The organism is Ilumatobacteraceae bacterium (assembly GCA_033344875.1).
In the GTDB taxonomy this organism is placed as follows: Bacteria; Actinomycetota; Acidimicrobiia; order Acidimicrobiales; family Ilumatobacteraceae; genus Ilumatobacter.
On record JAWPMO010000001.1, the window covers coordinates 529,910 to 548,505 of the forward strand.

An 18,596-nucleotide genomic window follows, 5' to 3' on the forward strand; every position below is an offset into this window, starting at 1 on the left:
GCGCGACGCTCGGGGGGTGAGCTCGCCCGACGACGGACCCACCGGTTGGCAACTCCTCCGGAACCGCTACCTCAACAAGGGGACCGCGTTCACCGCCGACGAACGCGACCGTCTCGGTCTGCACGGGCTCCTGCCGCCGGTGGTCGAGTCGCTCGGCCATCAGCTGGAGCGGGTCGACGCCGAGTACCGGACCAAGGGCACCGACCTCGGGCGCCACATCTTCCTCCGGCTCCTCCAGGAACGGAATTCGGTCCTGTTCTACTCGTACCTCCAGCGCCACCTCGCCGAGCTGCTCCCGGTCGTGTACACGCCGACCGTGGGCCTCGCGTGCCAGGAGTGGTCGCGCATCTACCGGCAGGAGCACGGTCTGTACCTGTCGTGGCCCGAACGGCACCGCATCCCGGAACTGCTCGACAACGTGCTGCGCGACCACGACGACGTCGACGTCATCGTCGTCACCGACGGCGAACGCATCCTCGGGCTCGGCGACCTCGGAGCCGGCGGGATGGGGATCCCGATCGGAAAACTCGCGCTCTACAGCGCCGTCGGCGGCATCGACCCCTCCCGGTCGCTGGCCGTGCTGCTCGACGTCGGCACCGACAACGAGGGATTGCTCTCCGACCCGCTGTACCTCGGATGGCGCCACGCCCGCGTGCGCGGCGGCGCGTACGACGAACTCGTCGATGCGTTCGTCGACGCCGTGTCCGATCGGTTGCCGCGGGCGCTCGTGCAATGGGAGGATTTCGCCCAGCAGAACGCCCGACGGCTCCTCGACCGGCACCGTGATCGTTGCTGCTCCTTCAACGACGACATCCAGGGCACGGCCGCGGTGACGGCCGCCGCCGTCCGTTCTGGCCTGCATCGCACCGGGGTCTCGCCCGACGAGATGCGTGTCGTCATCGTCGGCGCCGGCTCGGCGGGGACGGGTGTCGCCGACGAGCTCGTCCGGTTCCTCGTCGGCGCCGGCATGTCGGAAGCCGAGGCGGTCGGGCGGTGTTGGCTCGTCGACCGAGATGGTCTGCTCCACGACGGCATGGACGGTCTCCACGACTTCCAGTGGCGCTACGCACACCCGATCGGCGACGTACCCGGCGACGGCTCGCTGGTCGACGTGGTGCGGGCCGTGCGTCCGCAAGCACTCATCGGCGTGTCGGGTCAGCCGGGCCTGTTCACCGAGGAGGTCGTGCGGTCGATGGCCGCCGGCGTCGACCGTCCGATCGTGCTGCCCCTGTCGAACCCGACCCCGCGAGCCGAAGCGATCCCGGCCGACGTGCTCGCCTGGACCGACGGACGAGCCTTCGTCGGGACCGGCAGTCCGTTCGCACCGGTGGCGGTCCACGGGCGCGATGTCGTGATCTCGCAGGTCAACAACATCTCGATCTTCCCCGGTGTCGGACTCGGCGTGATCGCCTCGGGTGCCGACACCGTGACCGATTCGATGATCACGGCCGCTGCCGGAGCGGTCGCCGAGCTGGCCGTGTCGCTCCCGGGGGAGCAGCTCCTCCCCCCGGTCGAGGAGGCGGCAAGATGTGCCGAAGCAGTGGCGCTCGCGGTCGCGGAAGCAGCCGTGCGAGCGGGGGTCGCCGCACCGGATGTCGGTACCGGCGACGACCTCGTGGCCCGCATCGCGGCGGCGACCTGGTGTCCGACGTACGCCTGACGTCGACGTGACCACGTCGATCCCGGACGTCGTCGGCCTCGGCGCAGTGTTGCGGTCAGCGGGCTTCGTCGCCGCCGAACGCGAGGCCGAGGTGTTGCTCGCCCACGCGTCAGGCGACCGGGCCGTTTTCGGCGCCGCGCTGGCACGGCGCCTCGGTGGTGAGCCGCTCGCCTGGATCGTCGGTGAGACGATGTTCTTCGGGGCGACGGTTTCGGTGCGGGCCGGGGTGTACGTCCCCCGTCGACAGTCCGAGTCGCTCGTGCGCCGAGCGATCGAACTCCTACCGCGAGGTGGTACGGCGGTCGACGTCTGCACCGGGACGGGTGCGATCGCCCGAGCCATCGGCCGCGCACGTCCCGACGCCACGGTCGTCGCGTCCGACATCGACCCCCGGGCCGTGGCGTGCGCGAGAGCGAACGGCGTCGAGGCGTTCGTCGGCGACCTGCTCGAACCGGTTCCGGCGGGTCTGCGGGGTCGTGTCGATCTCGTGGTCGGTGTGGTGCCGTACGTGCCGAGTGCCGCCATGTCGTTGCTGCAGCGGGACACGTTGGCGTTCGAGTCGGGAGTGTCGTACGACGGCGGTGACGACGGCGTCGACATCCTGCGCCGCGTCGTCGCCGAGGGCACTCGCTACCTCCGCCACGGCGGTTCGCTCCTGCTCGAACTCGGAGCCGACCAGGCGGGGCTGATCGCTTCCGACCTCGAACGTGCGGGCTACTCGCCGGCGGTCGTACTGCTCGACGACGATCGAGACCCACGCGGGATCGAAACGACGTTCACCGGGTCGTGAACGCCCGGCACACCACCCGGCCGACGATTCAGCTCGTGGGAGCGTGTGGCGCCCGCACGGGCTCCGGATGATCCTGGCTGAGCACGATCGATGCGAGCGCACCGATCACCACCACGATCGCGGCGATCTGCACCGCGGACAGCGCCTCGCCGAGGAAGATCCACGCGACGACCGCGCCGACCACCGGGATCAGCAGCGTGAGGACCGAACCGAGCCACAGCGGGATCCGTACGAGCGACCAGTTCATGATCGAATGCCCGAGGATGCCGGCGCCGATCGTGAGACCCAGCACCAAGAACCAGTCGGTGCCGGTGGGCGGTGACATGTCCTGGCCGAAGGCCAGCCCGGCCATCAGGCAGATCAGCGTCGTCCAACAGGCGGTGCCGGCCGTGTACTGCTGCGACGTGAGCACACCCTTCGAGCGCTTCGAGAAGATGAAGTAGCCACTCCACGAGAACACGGCGCCAACGGCCAGCAGGTCGCCCTTCGGGCTCCACTCCGGCGTGTCGCTCGACTCGATCACGATGACGATGACCGCGACGATCGCGATCAGTGCGGCGACGACATCGCGCCAGCGGATCCGCTCACCGAAGAACCGGGCTGCGACGACCGCGACGATCACCGGCTGCAGCGCGCCGATGGTGGTGGCGTTGACGACGTTGGTCAGCTTGACCGCCGAGAAGAAGAACACCACGTCGAGGCCGAGGCTGAGACCACCGGCCGCCGACGCCCGGAGCACGCGCAGGTCGAGCGTCGCTCGTCTGAATCGCATCCAGCCGGTGAGCGCGACGACGTACAGCAGGAATCGCCAGAAGCCGACGGACAGGCCACCCATGTCGATCGACTTGATGACGGCGCCGGAGGCACCCCAGGCCGTGACGGAGATGCAGATGCCGAGCAGCGCGAGGTTCGTGTCGCCGCCGGTCTCGGGAGAGGCGGTCGAGGGCTCGCGCACTCAGGCGCCGCCGGCGATCTCGAACGCCGTGGCGTACTCGCAGCCGAACTGTTCGCCGATGCTGCGGGCCGGATTGCGGAGGAACGGATCGGGGTCGTCGTGGTCGCCGAGCGCGGCGAGGTACAGTTCGTGGCACCGCAGCGACGCGATGCCGGCCTCGATGTGATCGCCGACGTCGACGGCGTGCGTGTTGTTCGGCGAGGCGTTGAACGCGACGAACCGGACGCCGTCCCACGGCTCACCGACGTCTTGGAACAACCACCGGTTGCCGGCGTCGCGCATCGCGTCGAGCAGGGCGCGCCCGACCGCACGATGGTCGGCGTGGTTCCATGACGGCCCGCCCCACGAGTCGCGATGGTTGATCGACAAGATGACGTCGGGCCGGTGGCGTCGGATCGCCGCCGTCAGGTCGCGGCGCAGTTCGATGCCCTCGACGACGAGTCCGTCGGGGTGGTCGAGGTACTCGAGGATGTCGACGCCCACGGCCGCACAGCTGTTGCGTTGCTCGACCTCGCGGAGCGCCTTCACCTCGTCGGGCGGCATCGTCGAGATGCCCGCCTCGCCCCGGGTGGCCAGCACGTACGCGATCTGTTTGCCCTCGGAGGTCCATTTCGCCACGGCGCTCGCAGCGCCGTACTCCATGTCGTCGGGGTGGGCGACGACCGCGAGCCCTCGCTGCCAATCGTCGGGGAACGGCTGGAGATCGTTCACGAGACCACCCGGTCGAGCCACGAGACGAGGTCGTCGAGCACCTGATCCTGCTCGGGCTCGTTGAAGATCTCGTGGTACAGACCGTCGTAGTAGTGCACGGTCAGGTCGGCGTTCACCGCACCGGCTTCGAGCGCCTTCGAGCCGCTGATGTCGGCCAACTTGTCGTCGGTGCCGTGCATGATCAGAAGCGGCAGTTGCAGCGAGGGGTACCGATCGGGGAAACGCTCCATCGCATCGATCAGCGCGGCGCCGATGCCCGCCGACATCTTGCCGGTGTAGACGAGCGGGTCGGCGAGGTAGGCGTCGACCACCGACTGGTCGCGACTGATCGCGCTCGCGTCGAGTCCCTCCGGGCGGACGCCGGGAGCGACCTTGGCGATCAGCTTGAAGATCTTGATCTGGAGGGGGGAGAGCGCGTCGCTGACCGCGAGCGCAGGACCGCTGAGGGCGAGGCCCGCGACGCCGCTCTGGTGGTCGAGCACGTGACCGACGGCGAGGTTGCCGCCCATGCTGTGGCCGAGGACGATCAGCGGCAGCCCGGGGTGCTCGGCCTCGATGTGCCCGCGGAACTGGATCAGGTCGGCCATGAACTCGTCGTACGATTTGACGAACACGCGCTTGCCCTCGCTCTTGCCGTGGCCCCGATGGTCGAGCGCGTGGACGGCGTAGCCGGCCGAGATCAACCGGCCGGCGACGTGCCCGTAGCGACCCGAGTGCTCGCCCAGCCCGTGGACGAGCATGACGGCCGCTTTCGGGTCGCCGTCGGGCAACCACGACTGGTGGTGGATCGTGAGCCCGTCGAACGACGTGAGGGTGCCTTCGGCATGCTGCGACATGCCGCCAGTCTCGCAGTTCGGAGGGGGATCGGTCGCGTCAGAACCCCGAACGCCAGTCGGCGATCGCGGCAGCGATCTCGGACGGGCTGTCCTCTTGCAGGAAGTGGTTGCCGCGCACGGTCACCTCGGTCTGGTTCGGCCACGTCCGGCAGAACTCCCGTTGCTCGCCGATGAGGATCGCCCCGGGGTCGGCGTCGACGAACAGCTTCGGGAGATCGGCGCCCGAGAGCCAGTCGGCGTACGAGTGCACGATCTCGACGACATCGTCGGGATGCCCGTCGATCGGGATCTCGCGCGGCCACGTGAGCGTCGGGCGGCGGCGCTCACCGCCTTCAGCGAACGGGCGCCGGTACTCGGCCATCTCCTCGTCGGTCAGGTCACGGAGGATCGAACCGGGCAGGACCCGTTCGACGAACACGTTCTTCTCGAGCACCATCTCCTCGCCGGCCGGGCTGCGGAAGGCTTGGAAGATCGGACGGGCGGCGTCGGGCCACTGCTCCCACGTGACCGGCATGACGATCGCCTCCATGTAGGCGATGCCGGCGACGCGGTCACGGTGCCGGTTGGCCCAGTCGAACCCGAGCGCGGAACCCCAGTCGTGGATCACGAGGGTGATCGCGTCACCGAGATCGAGTTGGTCGAGCAGTTTGTCGAGGTACTCGCGGTGATCGACGAACCGGTAGGCCTCGGGCCCCTCGTCGCCGGTCGGCTCGCTGTCGCCCATGCCGATCAGATCGGGAGCGACGCATCGGTACGAGCCGTTCAGCTCGCGAATGATGTTGCGCCACAGGTACGACGACGTGGGATTGCCGTGCAGGAACACCACGGTCGGGCCGGTGCCGGAGTCGTGGTACGCCATCTGCTTCCCGTTGACGGTGGCGTACTGCTTGTCGAGCGGGGTCGCGTCCATGACGCGACGGTAGATCAACCGAGTTCGGCGGTGAGCAGCGGGAGCAACTCGTCGAACTCGTCGACGGCGGAGAACTGCGGATACTCCGCCTGCACGTTGGCAGGCGACTTGAACAGGAACCCACGATCGGCCGCACCGAGCATCGACGTGTCGTTGTACGAGTCGCCGGCGGCGATCACGCGGAAGTTGAGGCCGTGCAGCGCCTCGACCGCGCGTCGCTTCTGGTCGTGCTGGCGCAACCGGTAGTCGATTATCCGGTCACCGTCGATCACGAGTCGGTGGCAGAACACCGTCGGCATCCCGAGGTGTGGCATCAGCGGCGCCGCGAACTGCTCGAACGTGTCGCTCAGCACGATCACCTGGGTGCGGCGACGCAGTTCGTCGAGAAATGCCCGCGCGCCGGGGAGCGGTTCGAGGCCGCCGATCACGTCGGCGATCAACGACATCGTCAGACCGTGTTCGGCCAGCACGTCGAGTCGGTACCGCATGAGCACGTCGTAGTCCGGCTCGTCGCGCGTGGTGCGACGCAATGCGTCGATCCCCGTGCGTTCCGCGACCGCGATCCAGATCTCGGGGACCAGCACGCCCTCCATGTCGAGCGTGACGACGGTCTGGCGCTGGTCGGTCGGCATCGGCACAGTTTGACCGAACGGAGGGCATCGCCACGAATGGCGGGGGATCACCGGTGGCGTCAGTCGTCGGTTCGGGTCGCGGTGCCGATCGGCTCGGACGACCGCACGTAACCGAGCAGCGGGGTGGCTCGGACCCGGGCCTGAGCGCCCTGCGGTGCCGCGCTGCGTTCGTTGGCGAGCCAAGCGGTCACGAGTGGCCGTCGACCGTCGTCGACGGCGAGGTAGGTCGAGAAGCGGTCCCGTTCGGCGAACGGCTTGACGACGCTCGACAGGAGCGGGGGGACGACCTCCACCGGTCGGCGGGCCCGGACGATCGCGCCGACCCGCTCACGCGTCGCGATCGAGTCGACGGCGCCGGCGATCATGGCCCACACGCCCCACAGGATCGGCACCCAGCAGAGCACGGCCAGCACCTCGGCGATGCGCTCGATCAGCTCGATCTGTCCGGGCACACGTTCGAGCAACGACTCGAGCGCCTCGCCGTCGGCGACACGGCCCAGGAACCCCCGGATCCAACGAAAGAGGAAGAACACGACGACGCCGGCGAGACCGACCCGCAGCGGATGCTGGCCGTAGCCGGGCCGCAGCGGGTAGCGGACGGCGACGACATGTGGCGTGCCGCCCGCCTCGGACCAGGCGCGACGATGGTCCTCCGGTGCGGCGGGCAGCTGGTCGAGCACCTGCTCGGAGACACCCATCACGGCACCGTGGGCCAGCGCCACCTGTTGGGCGGGCGATGCCAACACACTGGCGTGCTCGGGGATGCGTTCGCGCAGCCGTCGTCGATGTCCCATCCACCGCGCCGTGCGTTGGAGCCCCGCATCGGTGGGCGTCTGGGACGAGCCGAGCAGTCGCTCGAGCGTCTGCCACGCGAGCAACGCCACGCCACCCAGCACGACGAACCAGAGGGCGCGCGACTTCCACGAGTCGGAGATCGCGATCTCGGTACCGCCGCGGACGGACATCCACAGCGCGATCAGCGCGATCGCGGCGCAGACGGCCGGCGGTGCGAGTTCGAGCGTCGAGTAGCGACGGTGCGACAGTCCGAGGTCGTTGGCGCACGTGGCGACCGAACGTCGGAACCGCTGCCACCATCGACGGTCGAGCCGGTGATGCGATGCGGCCAACGTCCCGGCCGACGTGACGTCGTTGAACGCCCGGGCGGCCAGGTGGTTCAGGACCTGTTGTTCGAACGGCTGCAGCGTGTCGCCCGCCTGAGCGGCGCCGCGGGTGACGACGACCAGTTCTCCGTCGGACGTCGTGAGTCGGATCCAGCCACGAGCGGCGAGGTCGAGCGCCGTCGCGGTGACCGCGCTGCGGGGAACGTCGTAGCCGTTGGTCAGCAACGCGACGACGGCTGGGGGTTCGAGCGTGCCGTCGTCGAGCGGGTCGGGGCGTTTGGTCCCCACGGGTTCGAGGAGGCGCGGGCGCTTGCTCCAGTAGGCGTACGCGTGCAGCGCCCAGCCGATGGCGCCCACCAGGATCGCGACCGTCAGTGCGCCCGTGGTGGGCCGATCGAGGATCGCCGCGATGTGCGGCGTGGTCAGATTGGCCCCGGGCATGGAGTCATGATGTCAGGTGCTCGGGCCGTCGCGGCGCATCAGTCGTCGTCGCCGGCCGGGTCGGTCCCGGCCTCGCGGTCGACGCGCATCCACACCGTGCGCTGGGGAAACGGGATCTCGACGCCCGCGCTGTCGAAGACATCCTTCACGTGTTGGCGGATCGCACGCTGCAGCTCCCACTGGGCACCGGGCGTCACCTTGACGGTCAGTCGGATCGAGATGCCGTCGGCCGCCAACGCTTCGACACCGAGAACCTGCGGCGGCTCCAGGACCTGGTCTCGGAAGTGTTCGGTCTCGCAGACCTCGTCGGCGGCCTGTTGGAGCAGGCTTCGGGCCTGATCGAGGTCGGAGTCGTAGGCGACGTCGACGTCGATCACGGCGACCGACCAGAGCTGGCTCTTGTTGCCGACACGTTGGACGACGCCGTTGGGTACGTGCCACACGGTGCCGTCGAGCGATCGCAGCACCGTCGTGCGCAGCGAGACCTCTTCGACGACGCCGATCGCCTCGCCGAGGTCGACGACGTCACCGATGCCGTACTGATCCTCGATCAGCATGAACAGGCCGGCGATGCAGTCTTTGACGAGGCTCTGCGCACCGAAGCCGAGCGCGACGCCGGCGATACCTGCACCGGCGAGCAGCGGGCCGAGTTCGATGCCGACGATGCCGAGCACCGTGAGCCCGGCGATCACCCAGATCGCCACGACCGTCGTGCTCGTCAACACGATCGAGATCGAGTTCGCCCGGGCCGCCCGGCGCGGATCGGGCTCGCTGGTCGCGCTCAGCGCACGCGGCAGTTCGATCCCGAACTGTTCGAGTCGTTGTGTCGACGTCACCTCCGGCGCGACCACACGGGTGACGAAGCGGCTGACCCACCGACGCGCCAGCCGCACGAGGACCCACGAGATGATGACGACGACGAGGATCTCCACCGGCTTGTCGACGAACCAGTTGGCGAGGTTCGCCGCCGTCTCGCTGCCGTCGGTCCAGTCGTAGACCTGACGGCAGAGGCTGCCGGTCTGTTCGTAGCAGGCATCGGAGGCGCGAGGGATGTCCACGGGGTTCGACGGTAGCGGTGTGACACGCCGAGACGGGCGACCCACGGGAACATCGCAATCGTTCGATGTCGCGTGCGCGTCGTACACTGACCCGACGTGTGGCGTCGACGGATGATGAGGGCTCTTCGCCCGGAATCGTTCGAGGTGCGCCGAGACGAACTCCGGCAACTCGTCCGCCGTTCGCGCGAGGTGGTGCTGCTCGCGGCGCTGACGGGTGTCGTCACCGGTCTCGCCGTGCGCGGGTTCGAGTATCTCGTCGAAGAGATCTACCACCAGGTGCTCGAGGCGCCGCTCTGGTTGGCGGCGATCTCACCGCCGATCGGTCTCATCGTCGCCTCGCTGATCCTGAAGATCGGTGGCGGTGCATCGCCGTCGACGTCCGACGAGTACCTGCGCGCGTTCCACGATCCGGCGTACCGACTGCGGCCGAAGTATCTGGGTGCCCGCATCGGAGCGTCGATCGCCACGCTCGGGTCGGGCGGTGCGCTCGGTCTCGAAGGCCCATCGCTCTACGGTGGTTCGGCGATCGGCACGATGATCCAGCGGCGTCTGCCGAGCCCGTTCAGGGGGACCGACCACCGGACCCTGCTGGTCGCCGGGGCGGCGGCGGGCGTCGCAGCCATCTTCAAGGCGCCCGCGACCGGCGCGATCTTCGCGCTCGAGGTGCCGTACCGCGACGACATGGCACGGCGCATGCTCCTGCCGGCGCTCGTCGCCAGCGCCACCGGCTATCTGACGTTCGTGACCCTCAGCGACACGACGCCGCTGCTCGCCGTGCCCCAGTTCAACCTCCCGGCGTTCGAACTGATCGACCTGCTCGGGGCGCTGCTCGTCGGTGCCACCTGCGCGGTCGGCGCGCGGGCGTTCGCCAAGCTGATGCGCATCGCCAAGGGATTCTCGCTGCGTGCCCTCCCGGTCCGGTTGCTCGTCAGCTCCGTCGCCCTCGTCGGTCTGTTCATGGTCTCCCGCCAGCTGACCGGGCTGTCGCTGAGCGCCGGCTCCGGGTACGAGGTCTTCCGCGACTGGCTGTTCGTCGAGGACAACCTCTCGATCCAGATCCTCGTCGCGGTCTTCTTCATCCGTTGCCTGGCGTCGGCGATGACGACGGCGGGCGGCGGTGTCGGCGGTGTGTTCATCCCGCTCGTCGTCGGTGGAGGCATCGTGGGCCGAGGCATCGCCGAAATGATCCACCCCGACCGGGCGTCGCTGTACACGCTGCTCGGTATCGCCGCATTCCTCGGAGCGGGCTACCGCGTGCCGCTCGCCGCCGTCATGTTCGTCGCGGAGACGACCGGCAAACCGAACTTCGTGGTGCCGGCGCTGTTCGCAGCGGTCGCGGCCGAACTCGTGATGGGCGAACAGTCGATCACGGCGTTCCAACGTCGTCCCGGCAGCGACTGACTGCAAGGATCGGTCGCATGGCCGACACCCCCGCCGAGACGACCGACGTCAACTCCGAACTCCAGGGCACCGTGGTGTCGATCGAGGTGGAGGTCGGCAGTTCGGTGGCCGCCGGCGCGACGCTGGCGCTCGTCGAATCGATGAAGCTGCACCACGACGTGGTCGCCCCTGTCTCCGGCGTCGTGCGGTCGATCATGGTCGAGATCGGTTCGACGGTGCATCCCGGTGACCTCATGTTCGGTGTCGGGCCGGGTGGTGATGCGTCGCGTGCATCGGACGCGGCCGTCGATGTCGGCCCGAAGGGGCTCGAACGCCACGACCTCTCCGACGTGCTGGCTCGCCGCGCGCTCGGCACCGACGCGGCTCGACCCGACGCCGTCGAACGACGCCGCTCACGCGGTCGCCGAACCGCGAGAGAGAACGTCGCCGATCTCGTCGACGAGGGTTCGTTCGTGGAGTACGGCCCACTGGTCGTCGCCGCGCAGGCCAAACGGCGCACCCACGACGACCTGATCACCCGCACGCCCGCCGACGGCCTGATCGGCGGCATCGGCACCGTCAACGGCGACCGGTTCTCGGGGCGGGCGGCCAAGGCGATCGCCGTCTCGTACGACTACACGGTGATGGCCGGCACCCAGGGGCATCGCAACCATCGCAAGAAGGACCGCCTGTTCGAGGTGGCCGAGCAGCTGCGGCTGCCGATCGTGTTCTTCACCGAGGGTGGTGGCGGCCGACCTGGCGACACCGACACCGGGGGAGTGACCGGTCTCGACTGCCTGGCGTTCCTGTGGTTCGCCCAACTGTCGGGCACCGTGCCGCTCGTCGGGGTGAACGCCGGGTACTGCTTCGCGGGCAACGCGGCGATCCTCGGGTGCTGCGACGTCGTGATCGCCACCGAAGACTCCAATATCGGCATGGGTGGCCCCGCCATGATCGAGGGCGGCGGTCTCGGCGTGTACGAGCCCGGCGAGATCGGTCCGATGTCGGTCCAGCGAAGGAGCGGGGTCGTCGATCTCGTGGCCACCGACGAGGCGCACGCCACGGCGCTCGCCAAGCAGTACCTGTCGTACTTGCAGGGCCGGGTCGACGACTGGACGTGCGTCGACCAGACCGAACTGCGCGACGTCGTGCCCGTCGACCGCCTGCGGAGCTATGACGTACGCGAGGCGATCGAGCGGATGTTCGACGACGACTCGGTGCTCGAACTCCGCCGCGAGTTCGGGATCGGGATGATCACGGCGCTCGCCCGGGTCGAGGGGCGACCGGTCGGCGTCATCGCCAACAACCCGGCCCATCTCGCCGGAGCGATCGACAGCGACGGATCCGACAAGGCGGCCCGCTTCATGCAGCTCTGCGATGCGCACGGCTTGCCGATCGTCACGCTTGTCGACACGCCCGGCATGATGGTCGGGCCCGACGTCGAGGCCACCGCGCTCGTCCGCCATTGCAGTCGCCTGTTCGTCACCGGCGCCAATCTGAGCGTGCCGATGGTGTCGCTGGTGCTGCGCAAGTCGTACGGCCTCGGTGCCCAGGCGATGATGGGTGGCTCGACCAAGGCCCCGCTGGCGTGCGTGGCGTGGCCGACCGGCGAGTTCGGTGGCATGGGGCTGGAGGGAGCGGTGCGCCTGGGCTATCGCAAAGAGCTCGACGCCTGCGAGACCGACGACGATCGCGACGCGCTGTTCCAGGAGTTGGTCGACAAGCTGTACGAGCACGGCAAGGCGTTGAGCATCGCCGAGTACTTCGAGATCGACGACGTGATCGACCCGGCCGAGAGCCGCCGCTGGATCACCACCCTGCTCGAGTCGGCGCCGCCCCGTCCCGAGGGCGTGCAGCCGCGGCCCAACATCGACACGTGGTGACCGAGGTGGTGGAAGCGGCATCCGCGAGCGGGCGGTGGGAGCCGGGTACGACGATCGTGCGACGCGAGGTGCTCGGCCTCGACCCGGTCGCAGGTGACGACGGCCACGCCAGCGCGCCATGGGTCGGCAGTGTGTGGATGGAGATGCCGGTTCGCGTCGTCGAGGACTCCGACGATGCGCTCGTGGTCCATGTCGAGTCGGGTGCACCCTTCACGTTTCCGGACGGCCCCTGGCCGGCCGATGGCCGGCACCCGTGGTCTGGTCGATCCGGCTGGCACGGTCACGGCTGCCTGATGGTTCAGCGGCCGGGCGACCACCATGCGATCTGGCACTTCTGGACGGGGCCCGAGCGGACGTTCGCGTGCTGGTACGTCAACCTCCAGACCGCGTTCCGACGCACCGCAGATGCGATCGAGACCCAGGATCTCGAGCTCGATCTGGTCGTCGCGCCCGACGGTTCGTGGGAGATGAAGGACTGGGATCTGCTGGATCGCCGAGTCACCGAGGGCCGCTTCACGGTCGACGTGGCCGTGGCCGTCCGGCGACTGGGCGTTCGCCTCGGCCGCGAACTCGACGCCGGCCGCCTCTGGTGGGATCTCGACTGGCAGCACTGGACCCCCGACGATGCAGCCTGGGCCGCGACCTGCGTCGCCTGCGGCTCGTCGGCTACCCAGGGCTGGGATACGGGATCCGGTCGCGTACGCATGTGTGTCCCGTGCGCCACCGCCCACGACATCGGTTGCCCCTGAAACCGAGACGTCCGCTGCCGAGCCAGAGACTGCCGATCTCGGTCGAGTCCGAACCAGCGCGGGCCGCGGTGCGGCGCTTGCCTGATCGGACGGTGCCTGATGGTGAACGCGGTTGTCGAGCGGGTCAGCAGTTGGCCATCGCGTCGAGCGCATCGCAGATCTGTCGTCGCCCACGACTGCCGAGTTGGCCGAGCCGCGTCGTGAGCACTGACTTCGGGACTGCAGCGAGGTTGTCGAAGGTGGCGACGCTGTCGTGGTCGATGCCTTCGTCGGGCCCGACGCGAATGCAGGTCGGGATGTCTCGCAGTGTGCTCGTCACCGGTGCAACGACGACGTTGTTGAGGACGGGGATGACTTCGTCTCGTGAGACGATGAGTACGGGACGGCGTTTCCGATTCGGTGTTTCCATGAGCCAGATCTCGGCCTGGGCTACCACGGCTCTGCCTCGGTCATCGCAAGTGCGCTCGCCATCGCGAGTTCGTCGTCTGCGGGCGTTTGGGGCTGATCACGGTATGACGCTGCAATGGATGCGCCGACCTGAGCCCGGCGTACCGACTCGGCGAGGTAGTGGACTCCTCGCCGGATGACGGCCGAGCGACTGTCGGCGATGCCGCTGTCGACGAGGTGGTCGATCAGTGCCAGTTCGTCGTCGGTGAAGCGTGTCGGCACCGGCGTCGTCATACCATTCAGTATACGTATTGTAGAACGGATTGGCGAGGGTCTGTGGTGACGATCGCGGCGTGGCACCGCGCTCCCCGATTGCCACGAGTCGGGCCACGATGCGGCGCGGTCGGAGAGCCGATGGCCCGATTGTCGAGTGCAACATGTGCGCTGATCCCGATGAGCAGAATGCCAAACCCGGACGGGTGTGAGCACGTCGCCACGCCGCGACTGTCGAGCGCGGCATCAGGGCCGCGGCGCGGCGCGTGCGCATCGGCGTCGATCGAGTTCTGGAGCGGACGTTGTGCGTGCGTCGTCGACGAGCATCCTCGATCCGGGCATCCGAGAAATGTGAGAGTTTCTTCGATCCCCGCCGCCGGGCTCAGGTGCCGAGCACCTGGTCGAACACGTAGTTCGACTGCTTGACCGACCCCATCGTGGCGCTCGACGCCATCGAGTAGCGGTGCCCGGGGTACAGCACGATGTCGTCGGCGAACTTGCTCAGCCGTTGGAGGCTCTCGATCATGAGAGCGTGGTCGCTGCCCGGCAGGTCGGTACGGCCGCAGCCGTCGAGGAACAGCGTGTCGCCCGACACCAGCTTGCCGTCGACGAGGAAACACTGGCTGCCCGGGGTGTGGCCCGGTGTGTGCACCAGCTGGATCTCGATCTCGCCGACGGTGATCACGTCGGCCGAGTGGTGGGCGACCAGGTCGGTCTCCTCGAGCCCGGTCGTGCGGGTCACCCACGGCACCTCGTCGCGCTGCACGTGGATCGGGCACGACACCCGTTCGAGCAGGTCGGCGACACCGGCGATGCCGTGACCCATCATCGAACCACCCACGTGATCTGGGTGGTAGTGGGTCGCGAGTACCCCGGTGACGGTCATGCCGTCGGCCTCGACGGTGTCGACGAGTCCGGCGGGGTCGTACGCCGGGTCGACGAGCACGCACTCGCCGGTCTGCCGGTCGCCGATCGCGTAGACGAAGTTGACCATCTGGGCGGCGAGGTCGTCGGTCGTGGCGAAGTCGCGACCGGAGAGCAGTTGGCGGAAGTAGAGACGATCCTTGGGGTCGGCCATGGGGCAAGCGTACGCTTCGGGCCCATGCCCGACGCACCTGATCATCTCGCCGCGCTGACCGTCGGGCAACCGATCGTGTACGGCGGCAACCGTGTCGCCCATGTGTCGCCCGAGCTCGCCGCCGTGTTCCGTCCAGGCGATCGGGTGATCGTCGACCCGCTGTCGGGCGAGCTGTTGCACGTGCCGGAGGCCGAGTTCGAGCACGCCGCCGCACCGGTGACCCGAGCCCGCGATGCGTTCGCGGCGCTGGCGCGCTGCAGCGACGATCAGATCACCGCGTTCTTCACCGGCTTCGCCGATCGTCTGGCCGACGACGCCACCTTCGCCGCGATCGCGGCGGCCAACCGGGGCGACGTCGAACGAGCGACCGAGCGCGGACGATCGACGACCCGACTGATCCTGGGCGACGCGATGCGCTCCGACATGATCGCCGGGTTGCGCGGCTGGGCCGGGTCGTCGGCCGGGCGTGACGCCGTCGACCGAGTGGTCGAGCACGAGGGCTGGCGGCTCGAAGCCCGGCGTGCCCCGTTGGGCGTCGTGGGGTTCGTGTTCGAGGGCCGTCCCAACGTGTTCGCCGACGCCGCCGGGGTCGTCCGGACCGGCAACACCGTGGTGTTCCGGATCGGGTCCGATGCGCTCGGCACGGCGCGGGCGATCGTCGAGCACGCCCTCGACCCGGCGCTCGCAGCGGCGGGGCTGCCCGACGGCACCGTCGCGCTGGTCGAGTCGGCGGCCCATGCGGCGGGGTGGGCGCTCTTCTCCGACACGCGCCTGTCGCTCGCCGTGGCGCGCGGCTCGGGGCCGGCGGTCGCCCAACTTGGTGCCGTCGCACGGCAGGCCGGGGTACCGGTCAGCCTGCACGGCACCGGTGGCGCCTGGGTCGTCGCCGCCGACGACGCCGATCGCGACCGGTTCCGGCTCGCGGTGACCCACTCGCTCGACCGCAAGGTCTGCAACACGCTCAACGTCTGCTGTGTGGTCCGCGACCGGGCCGACGAGCTCGTGCCCGCGTTCCTCGACGCGGCGTCGGCGGCCGGCGAACAGCGGGGGAGCGATGCCCGCATCCACGTCACCGACGCCGCAGCGCCATTCGTGCCCGAGGCGGCCTGGGACCGACGGTCGGCGGTCGAACGCGCCGACGGTGTCCACGACGAACCGTTCGTGTCCCGCACCGGCGTCGAGACGCTGGGGCACGAGTGGGAGTGGGAGGGCTCACCCGAGGCGACGCTGCACGTCGTCGACACGGTCGATGAAGCGGTCGGCCTCTGCAACCGGTACAGCCCGCACTTCGTCGCGTCGCTGGTCAGCGAGTCAGCAGCGGCGCACGACGCCTTCTTCGCCACGGTCGATGCGCCGTTCGTCGGCGACGGCTTCACGCGGTGGGTCGACGGTCAATACGCCCTGAACGCACCCGAACTCGGGCTCTCGAATTGGGAGGGCGGCCGCATGCTCGGTCGAGGTGGGATCCTCTCGGGTGACTCCGTGTTCACCGTTCGTTATCGCGCCGAGGTCAGCGACCCCGACGTCCACCGCTGATCAGAGATAGACGCCGTTGACGTCGACGATGATGTGCGTCGAGTTCAACGTGTAGACGCACAACTCGCCCTCGCTCGACAGCTTCACCATCGCACCGTTCGCCGCTGCGCCCTGCGACGGGAAGATGTTCACCGTCGAGGTCGCCGGACGCTTCCCACAGGGGTAGGCGGTCAGGAAGGAGGCGGCGAGCGGTTCGGCGGCCGTGAGGTTGAGCGACACCGCCGTGGCGTCCTCTGGCACGCCGCGGGAGCCGGCGATCTTGAGCCGGACGACCTGGCCGCCGCCGACGCGTCCACCGTTGGTCGACTCGTTGAAGGCCCGGGTGGTCGAACGGCTGTCGAACATGCGGATGGGGTCGAGCGGCTGGAAGTCGAGCCCGTCGCCGTCCGAGAAGTAGCCGGTGTAGTCGACGATCACGTCGGTGGCGACCAGCGACTGGACGCAGACCTTGCCGGATCCGTCGACCGGGACGACGACGCTGTTCGGGCGGATCTCGCCGGCCGCGTAGTTGACCGTCGAGATCTCGGTGCCGGCGGGGAGACCGCACGGGTAGACCTTGAGGAAGCCGGCGCCCGAAGGCTGTTCGACCGTGACGTTGAGTGAGACGCCGGTGGCGTCTGCGGGTGCCGCGCGGTCGGCGCCGGCGACCCGGATCACGCGCTCTTCGCCGGCGCGGAGTCGCCGTTGACCGGCCGCACGAGTGTCGAGGAGTCGCTCCGGGGTCTCGGGGGTGAAGGTGCTGTCGGCGTCGTCGTGGAAGAAGCCGTTGACGTCGATCACGACGTCGGTCGACACCAGCGAGTAGAGGCACATCTTGCCGCCCTTGAGCGGCACGACCGCCTGATTGGCGACGAACTCGCCGGGCCGGAAGTTGAGCGTGCTGACATCAGGACGGTCGGTGGTGCAGTTGTAGGCGGTGATGAACCCGTAGCCGTCTGGGTTCACGGCCACGAAGTTCGCGCTGACGGCCATGACGTCGGCCGGTGCCACGTCGATCTCGACGACCTTGCCGGCCTGGAGACGGGTGGTGCCCTGCTTGACGCGACTGTCGACGAGGCGGTACGGGGCGACCGGTTCGAAGCGGACCTCGTCGCCGACGACCGACGTGTCGACCGCACCGCCGGGGGTGGACGGGGCGTTCTTCGGGGAGGCCGACAGCGGAGCGTCGCGGTCGACGGTGAACGACCAGGTCACGTTGCCGCCGTTGCTGTCGACGGTCGCGGTGTAGACACCGTCGGCGAGCACCTCTCGGGGCATCACGACCACGGCGTTGTCGCCGTCGAGGATCGAGCGGGCGGTGCCGTCGGACACGTTGCCCTTGTGGAGGGTGCAGGTCTCGATCGGGCCGTTCGGGCCGGTGAGGGACGAGTTGGCCGACGTGACGTCGTTCGGCAGCATGGCGATCAGCGGGAGGCCGGCGCTACCGCTCCATCCGCACATCGTCAGCGGGTTGGGGAACTCGGTGATGAAGCTGTGGAGGGGGACCGTCGCGCCGTCGCCGGGGAACAGGATCGGGGTCGCGGGCCGAGGTGCGCCGGCATCGATGCCCCGGATGACATCGAGCGTGCCACCCGAGTGCCACGAGGTCGGCGTATCGCTCTCGGCGCACAACCCGAAGCCGCTGGTGCGGAGGTTGTGGCGGAGGATGCCGATCGCGTGGAAGGGCCCGGTCATCCAGAGTTCGACATGGTTGCGGGCGGTGGCGGTCACCGAACTGCTGACCGCGACGTTGCCGTGGTTGCCGGCCACGTCGCCGCCAGGGGTGTATCCGGGGCGGCCCTCGATCTCGTCGTGGGAGATGCCGTTCTGCAGCATGTAGCAGGAGTGGGCGCGGGCTTCGGCCGACCAGGTCGTGTTCTCGCTGACCGGCTGGAGGCCGGACATGGCGCGATACGTGTTGACGGTCGACATCCAGTCGTCGCCGGCGACGTCGGCTGTTGCGGTGCCGGGGAGGGAAGCGACGAAGGTACCGACTGCCAGGAACATCGTGGCGGCGACGATGTGGCGCCCCCGCCGACGGCGCGCGTGAGTCGGGAGTGTGGAGGCTTCGGTCACGCAAGGTCATCGGTGGATCTGGACGAGCCCTTGACGAACCCGCACAAATTTGAAGGAATCTTGCTGACGCTTCACGCCGACCGGGCTGGCCGCCCGCGAATCGGCCGGGGGAGGCCGCGATCACGCCGGTTCCGAGTGTCG

General features: G+C 69.0%; 17 protein-coding genes. 6 read left to right on the forward strand and 11 right to left on the reverse strand.

Annotated elements, in window-relative coordinates; genetic code table 11:
* Positions 1-16: 16 nt before the first annotated feature.
* Both maeA and R8G01_02500 read left to right on the forward strand, forming a co-directional pair.
* Positions 17-1,660, forward strand: a complete 1,644-nt coding sequence (gene maeA, locus R8G01_02495; protein MDW3212838.1) for an oxaloacetate-decarboxylating malate dehydrogenase — start codon at positions 17-19, stop codon at positions 1,658-1,660.
* Between the two features lie 7 nt (positions 1,661-1,667).
* Positions 1,668-2,450, forward strand: a complete 783-nt coding sequence (locus tag R8G01_02500) for a HemK/PrmC family methyltransferase (GenBank protein ID MDW3212839.1) — start codon at positions 1,668-1,670, stop codon at positions 2,448-2,450.
* A 28-nt stretch (positions 2,451-2,478) separates the two neighbouring features.
* On the opposite strand, the gene R8G01_02505 is transcribed toward R8G01_02500, so the two are convergent.
* The 7 genes from R8G01_02505 to R8G01_02535 are packed head-to-tail and all read right to left on the reverse strand — an operon-like array spanning position 2,479 to position 9,114.
* The gene (locus tag R8G01_02505) at positions 2,479-3,405 is read right to left on the reverse strand and encodes a DMT family transporter (protein ID MDW3212840.1); all 927 of its coding nucleotides are present in this window, start codon (positions 3,403-3,405) and stop codon (positions 2,479-2,481) included.
* On the reverse strand, positions 3,406-4,116 hold the full coding sequence (locus tag R8G01_02510; GenBank protein ID MDW3212841.1) for a PIG-L deacetylase family protein: 711 nt from the start codon (positions 4,114-4,116) through the stop codon (positions 3,406-3,408).
* Positions 4,113-4,952, reverse strand: coding sequence for an alpha/beta hydrolase (locus R8G01_02515; protein MDW3212842.1), 840 nt, complete (start codon positions 4,950-4,952; stop codon positions 4,113-4,115). The genes R8G01_02510 and R8G01_02515 overlap by 4 nt, the downstream gene beginning before the upstream one ends.
* A gap of 37 nt (positions 4,953-4,989) precedes the next feature.
* Positions 4,990-5,862 carry a haloalkane dehalogenase gene (locus R8G01_02520; GenBank protein MDW3212843.1) on the reverse strand — a complete coding sequence of 291 codons (873 nt, stop codon included), beginning with the start codon at positions 5,860-5,862 and terminating at the stop codon, positions 4,990-4,992.
* A 14-nt stretch (positions 5,863-5,876) separates the two neighbouring features.
* Positions 5,877-6,494, reverse strand: coding sequence for a bifunctional phosphoserine phosphatase/homoserine phosphotransferase ThrH (gene thrH, locus R8G01_02525; protein ID MDW3212844.1), 618 nt, complete (start codon positions 6,492-6,494; stop codon positions 5,877-5,879).
* Positions 6,495-6,553: 59 nt separating this feature from the next.
* Positions 6,554-8,056 carry a DUF2207 domain-containing protein gene (locus tag R8G01_02530; GenBank protein MDW3212845.1) on the reverse strand — a complete coding sequence of 501 codons (1,503 nt, stop codon included), beginning with the start codon at positions 8,054-8,056 and terminating at the stop codon, positions 6,554-6,556.
* 38 nt (positions 8,057-8,094) lie between these two features.
* Positions 8,095-9,114: a mechanosensitive ion channel family protein gene (locus tag R8G01_02535; GenBank protein MDW3212846.1), complete on the reverse strand. Its 1,020-nt coding sequence runs from the start codon at positions 9,112-9,114 to the stop codon at positions 8,095-8,097.
* Positions 9,115-9,225: 111 nt separating this feature from the next.
* Between R8G01_02535 and R8G01_02540 the strand changes: the two genes are divergently transcribed.
* Genes R8G01_02540 through R8G01_02550 form a run of 3 tightly spaced genes read left to right on the forward strand, consistent with a single transcriptional unit; the run spans position 9,226 to position 13,126 of the window.
* Positions 9,226-10,515 carry a chloride channel protein gene (locus R8G01_02540; GenBank protein ID MDW3212847.1) on the forward strand — a complete coding sequence of 430 codons (1,290 nt, stop codon included), beginning with the start codon at positions 9,226-9,228 and terminating at the stop codon, positions 10,513-10,515.
* A gap of 17 nt (positions 10,516-10,532) precedes the next feature.
* Positions 10,533-12,377 carry a carboxyl transferase domain-containing protein gene (locus R8G01_02545; protein MDW3212848.1) on the forward strand — a complete coding sequence of 615 codons (1,845 nt, stop codon included), beginning with the start codon at positions 10,533-10,535 and terminating at the stop codon, positions 12,375-12,377.
* Positions 12,374-13,126, forward strand: coding sequence for a DUF402 domain-containing protein (locus tag R8G01_02550; GenBank protein ID MDW3212849.1), 753 nt, complete (start codon positions 12,374-12,376; stop codon positions 13,124-13,126). The genes R8G01_02545 and R8G01_02550 overlap by 4 nt, the downstream gene beginning before the upstream one ends.
* 124 nt (positions 13,127-13,250) lie before the next feature.
* On the opposite strand, the gene R8G01_02555 is transcribed toward R8G01_02550, so the two are convergent.
* From R8G01_02555 to R8G01_02565, 3 genes are all read right to left on the reverse strand, one after another.
* A complete protein-coding gene (locus R8G01_02555; protein MDW3212850.1) occupies positions 13,251-13,562 on the reverse strand; it encodes a type II toxin-antitoxin system PemK/MazF family toxin in 312 nt (103 codons plus the stop codon).
* Complete coding sequence (locus R8G01_02560) at positions 13,556-13,807, reverse strand: hypothetical protein (protein MDW3212851.1); 252 nt, start codon at positions 13,805-13,807, stop codon at positions 13,556-13,558. The genes R8G01_02555 and R8G01_02560 overlap by 7 nt, the downstream gene beginning before the upstream one ends.
* A 361-nt stretch (positions 13,808-14,168) precedes the next feature.
* Positions 14,169-14,864, reverse strand: a complete 696-nt coding sequence (locus tag R8G01_02565) for an MBL fold metallo-hydrolase (GenBank protein MDW3212852.1) — start codon at positions 14,862-14,864, stop codon at positions 14,169-14,171.
* 24 nt (positions 14,865-14,888) lie between these two features.
* On the opposite strand from R8G01_02565, the gene R8G01_02570 reads away from it, so the two are divergent.
* Positions 14,889-16,400 (forward strand): aldehyde dehydrogenase family protein, encoded by a 1,512-nt coding sequence (locus R8G01_02570; GenBank protein MDW3212853.1) that lies wholly within the window; start codon positions 14,889-14,891, stop codon positions 16,398-16,400.
* Here the strand turns inward: R8G01_02570 and R8G01_02575 are convergent, their stop codons facing one another.
* The gene (locus R8G01_02575) at positions 16,401-18,455 is read right to left on the reverse strand and encodes a CAP domain-containing protein (protein ID MDW3212854.1); all 2,055 of its coding nucleotides are present in this window, start codon (positions 18,453-18,455) and stop codon (positions 16,401-16,403) included.
* Positions 18,456-18,596 lie beyond the last annotated feature (141 nt).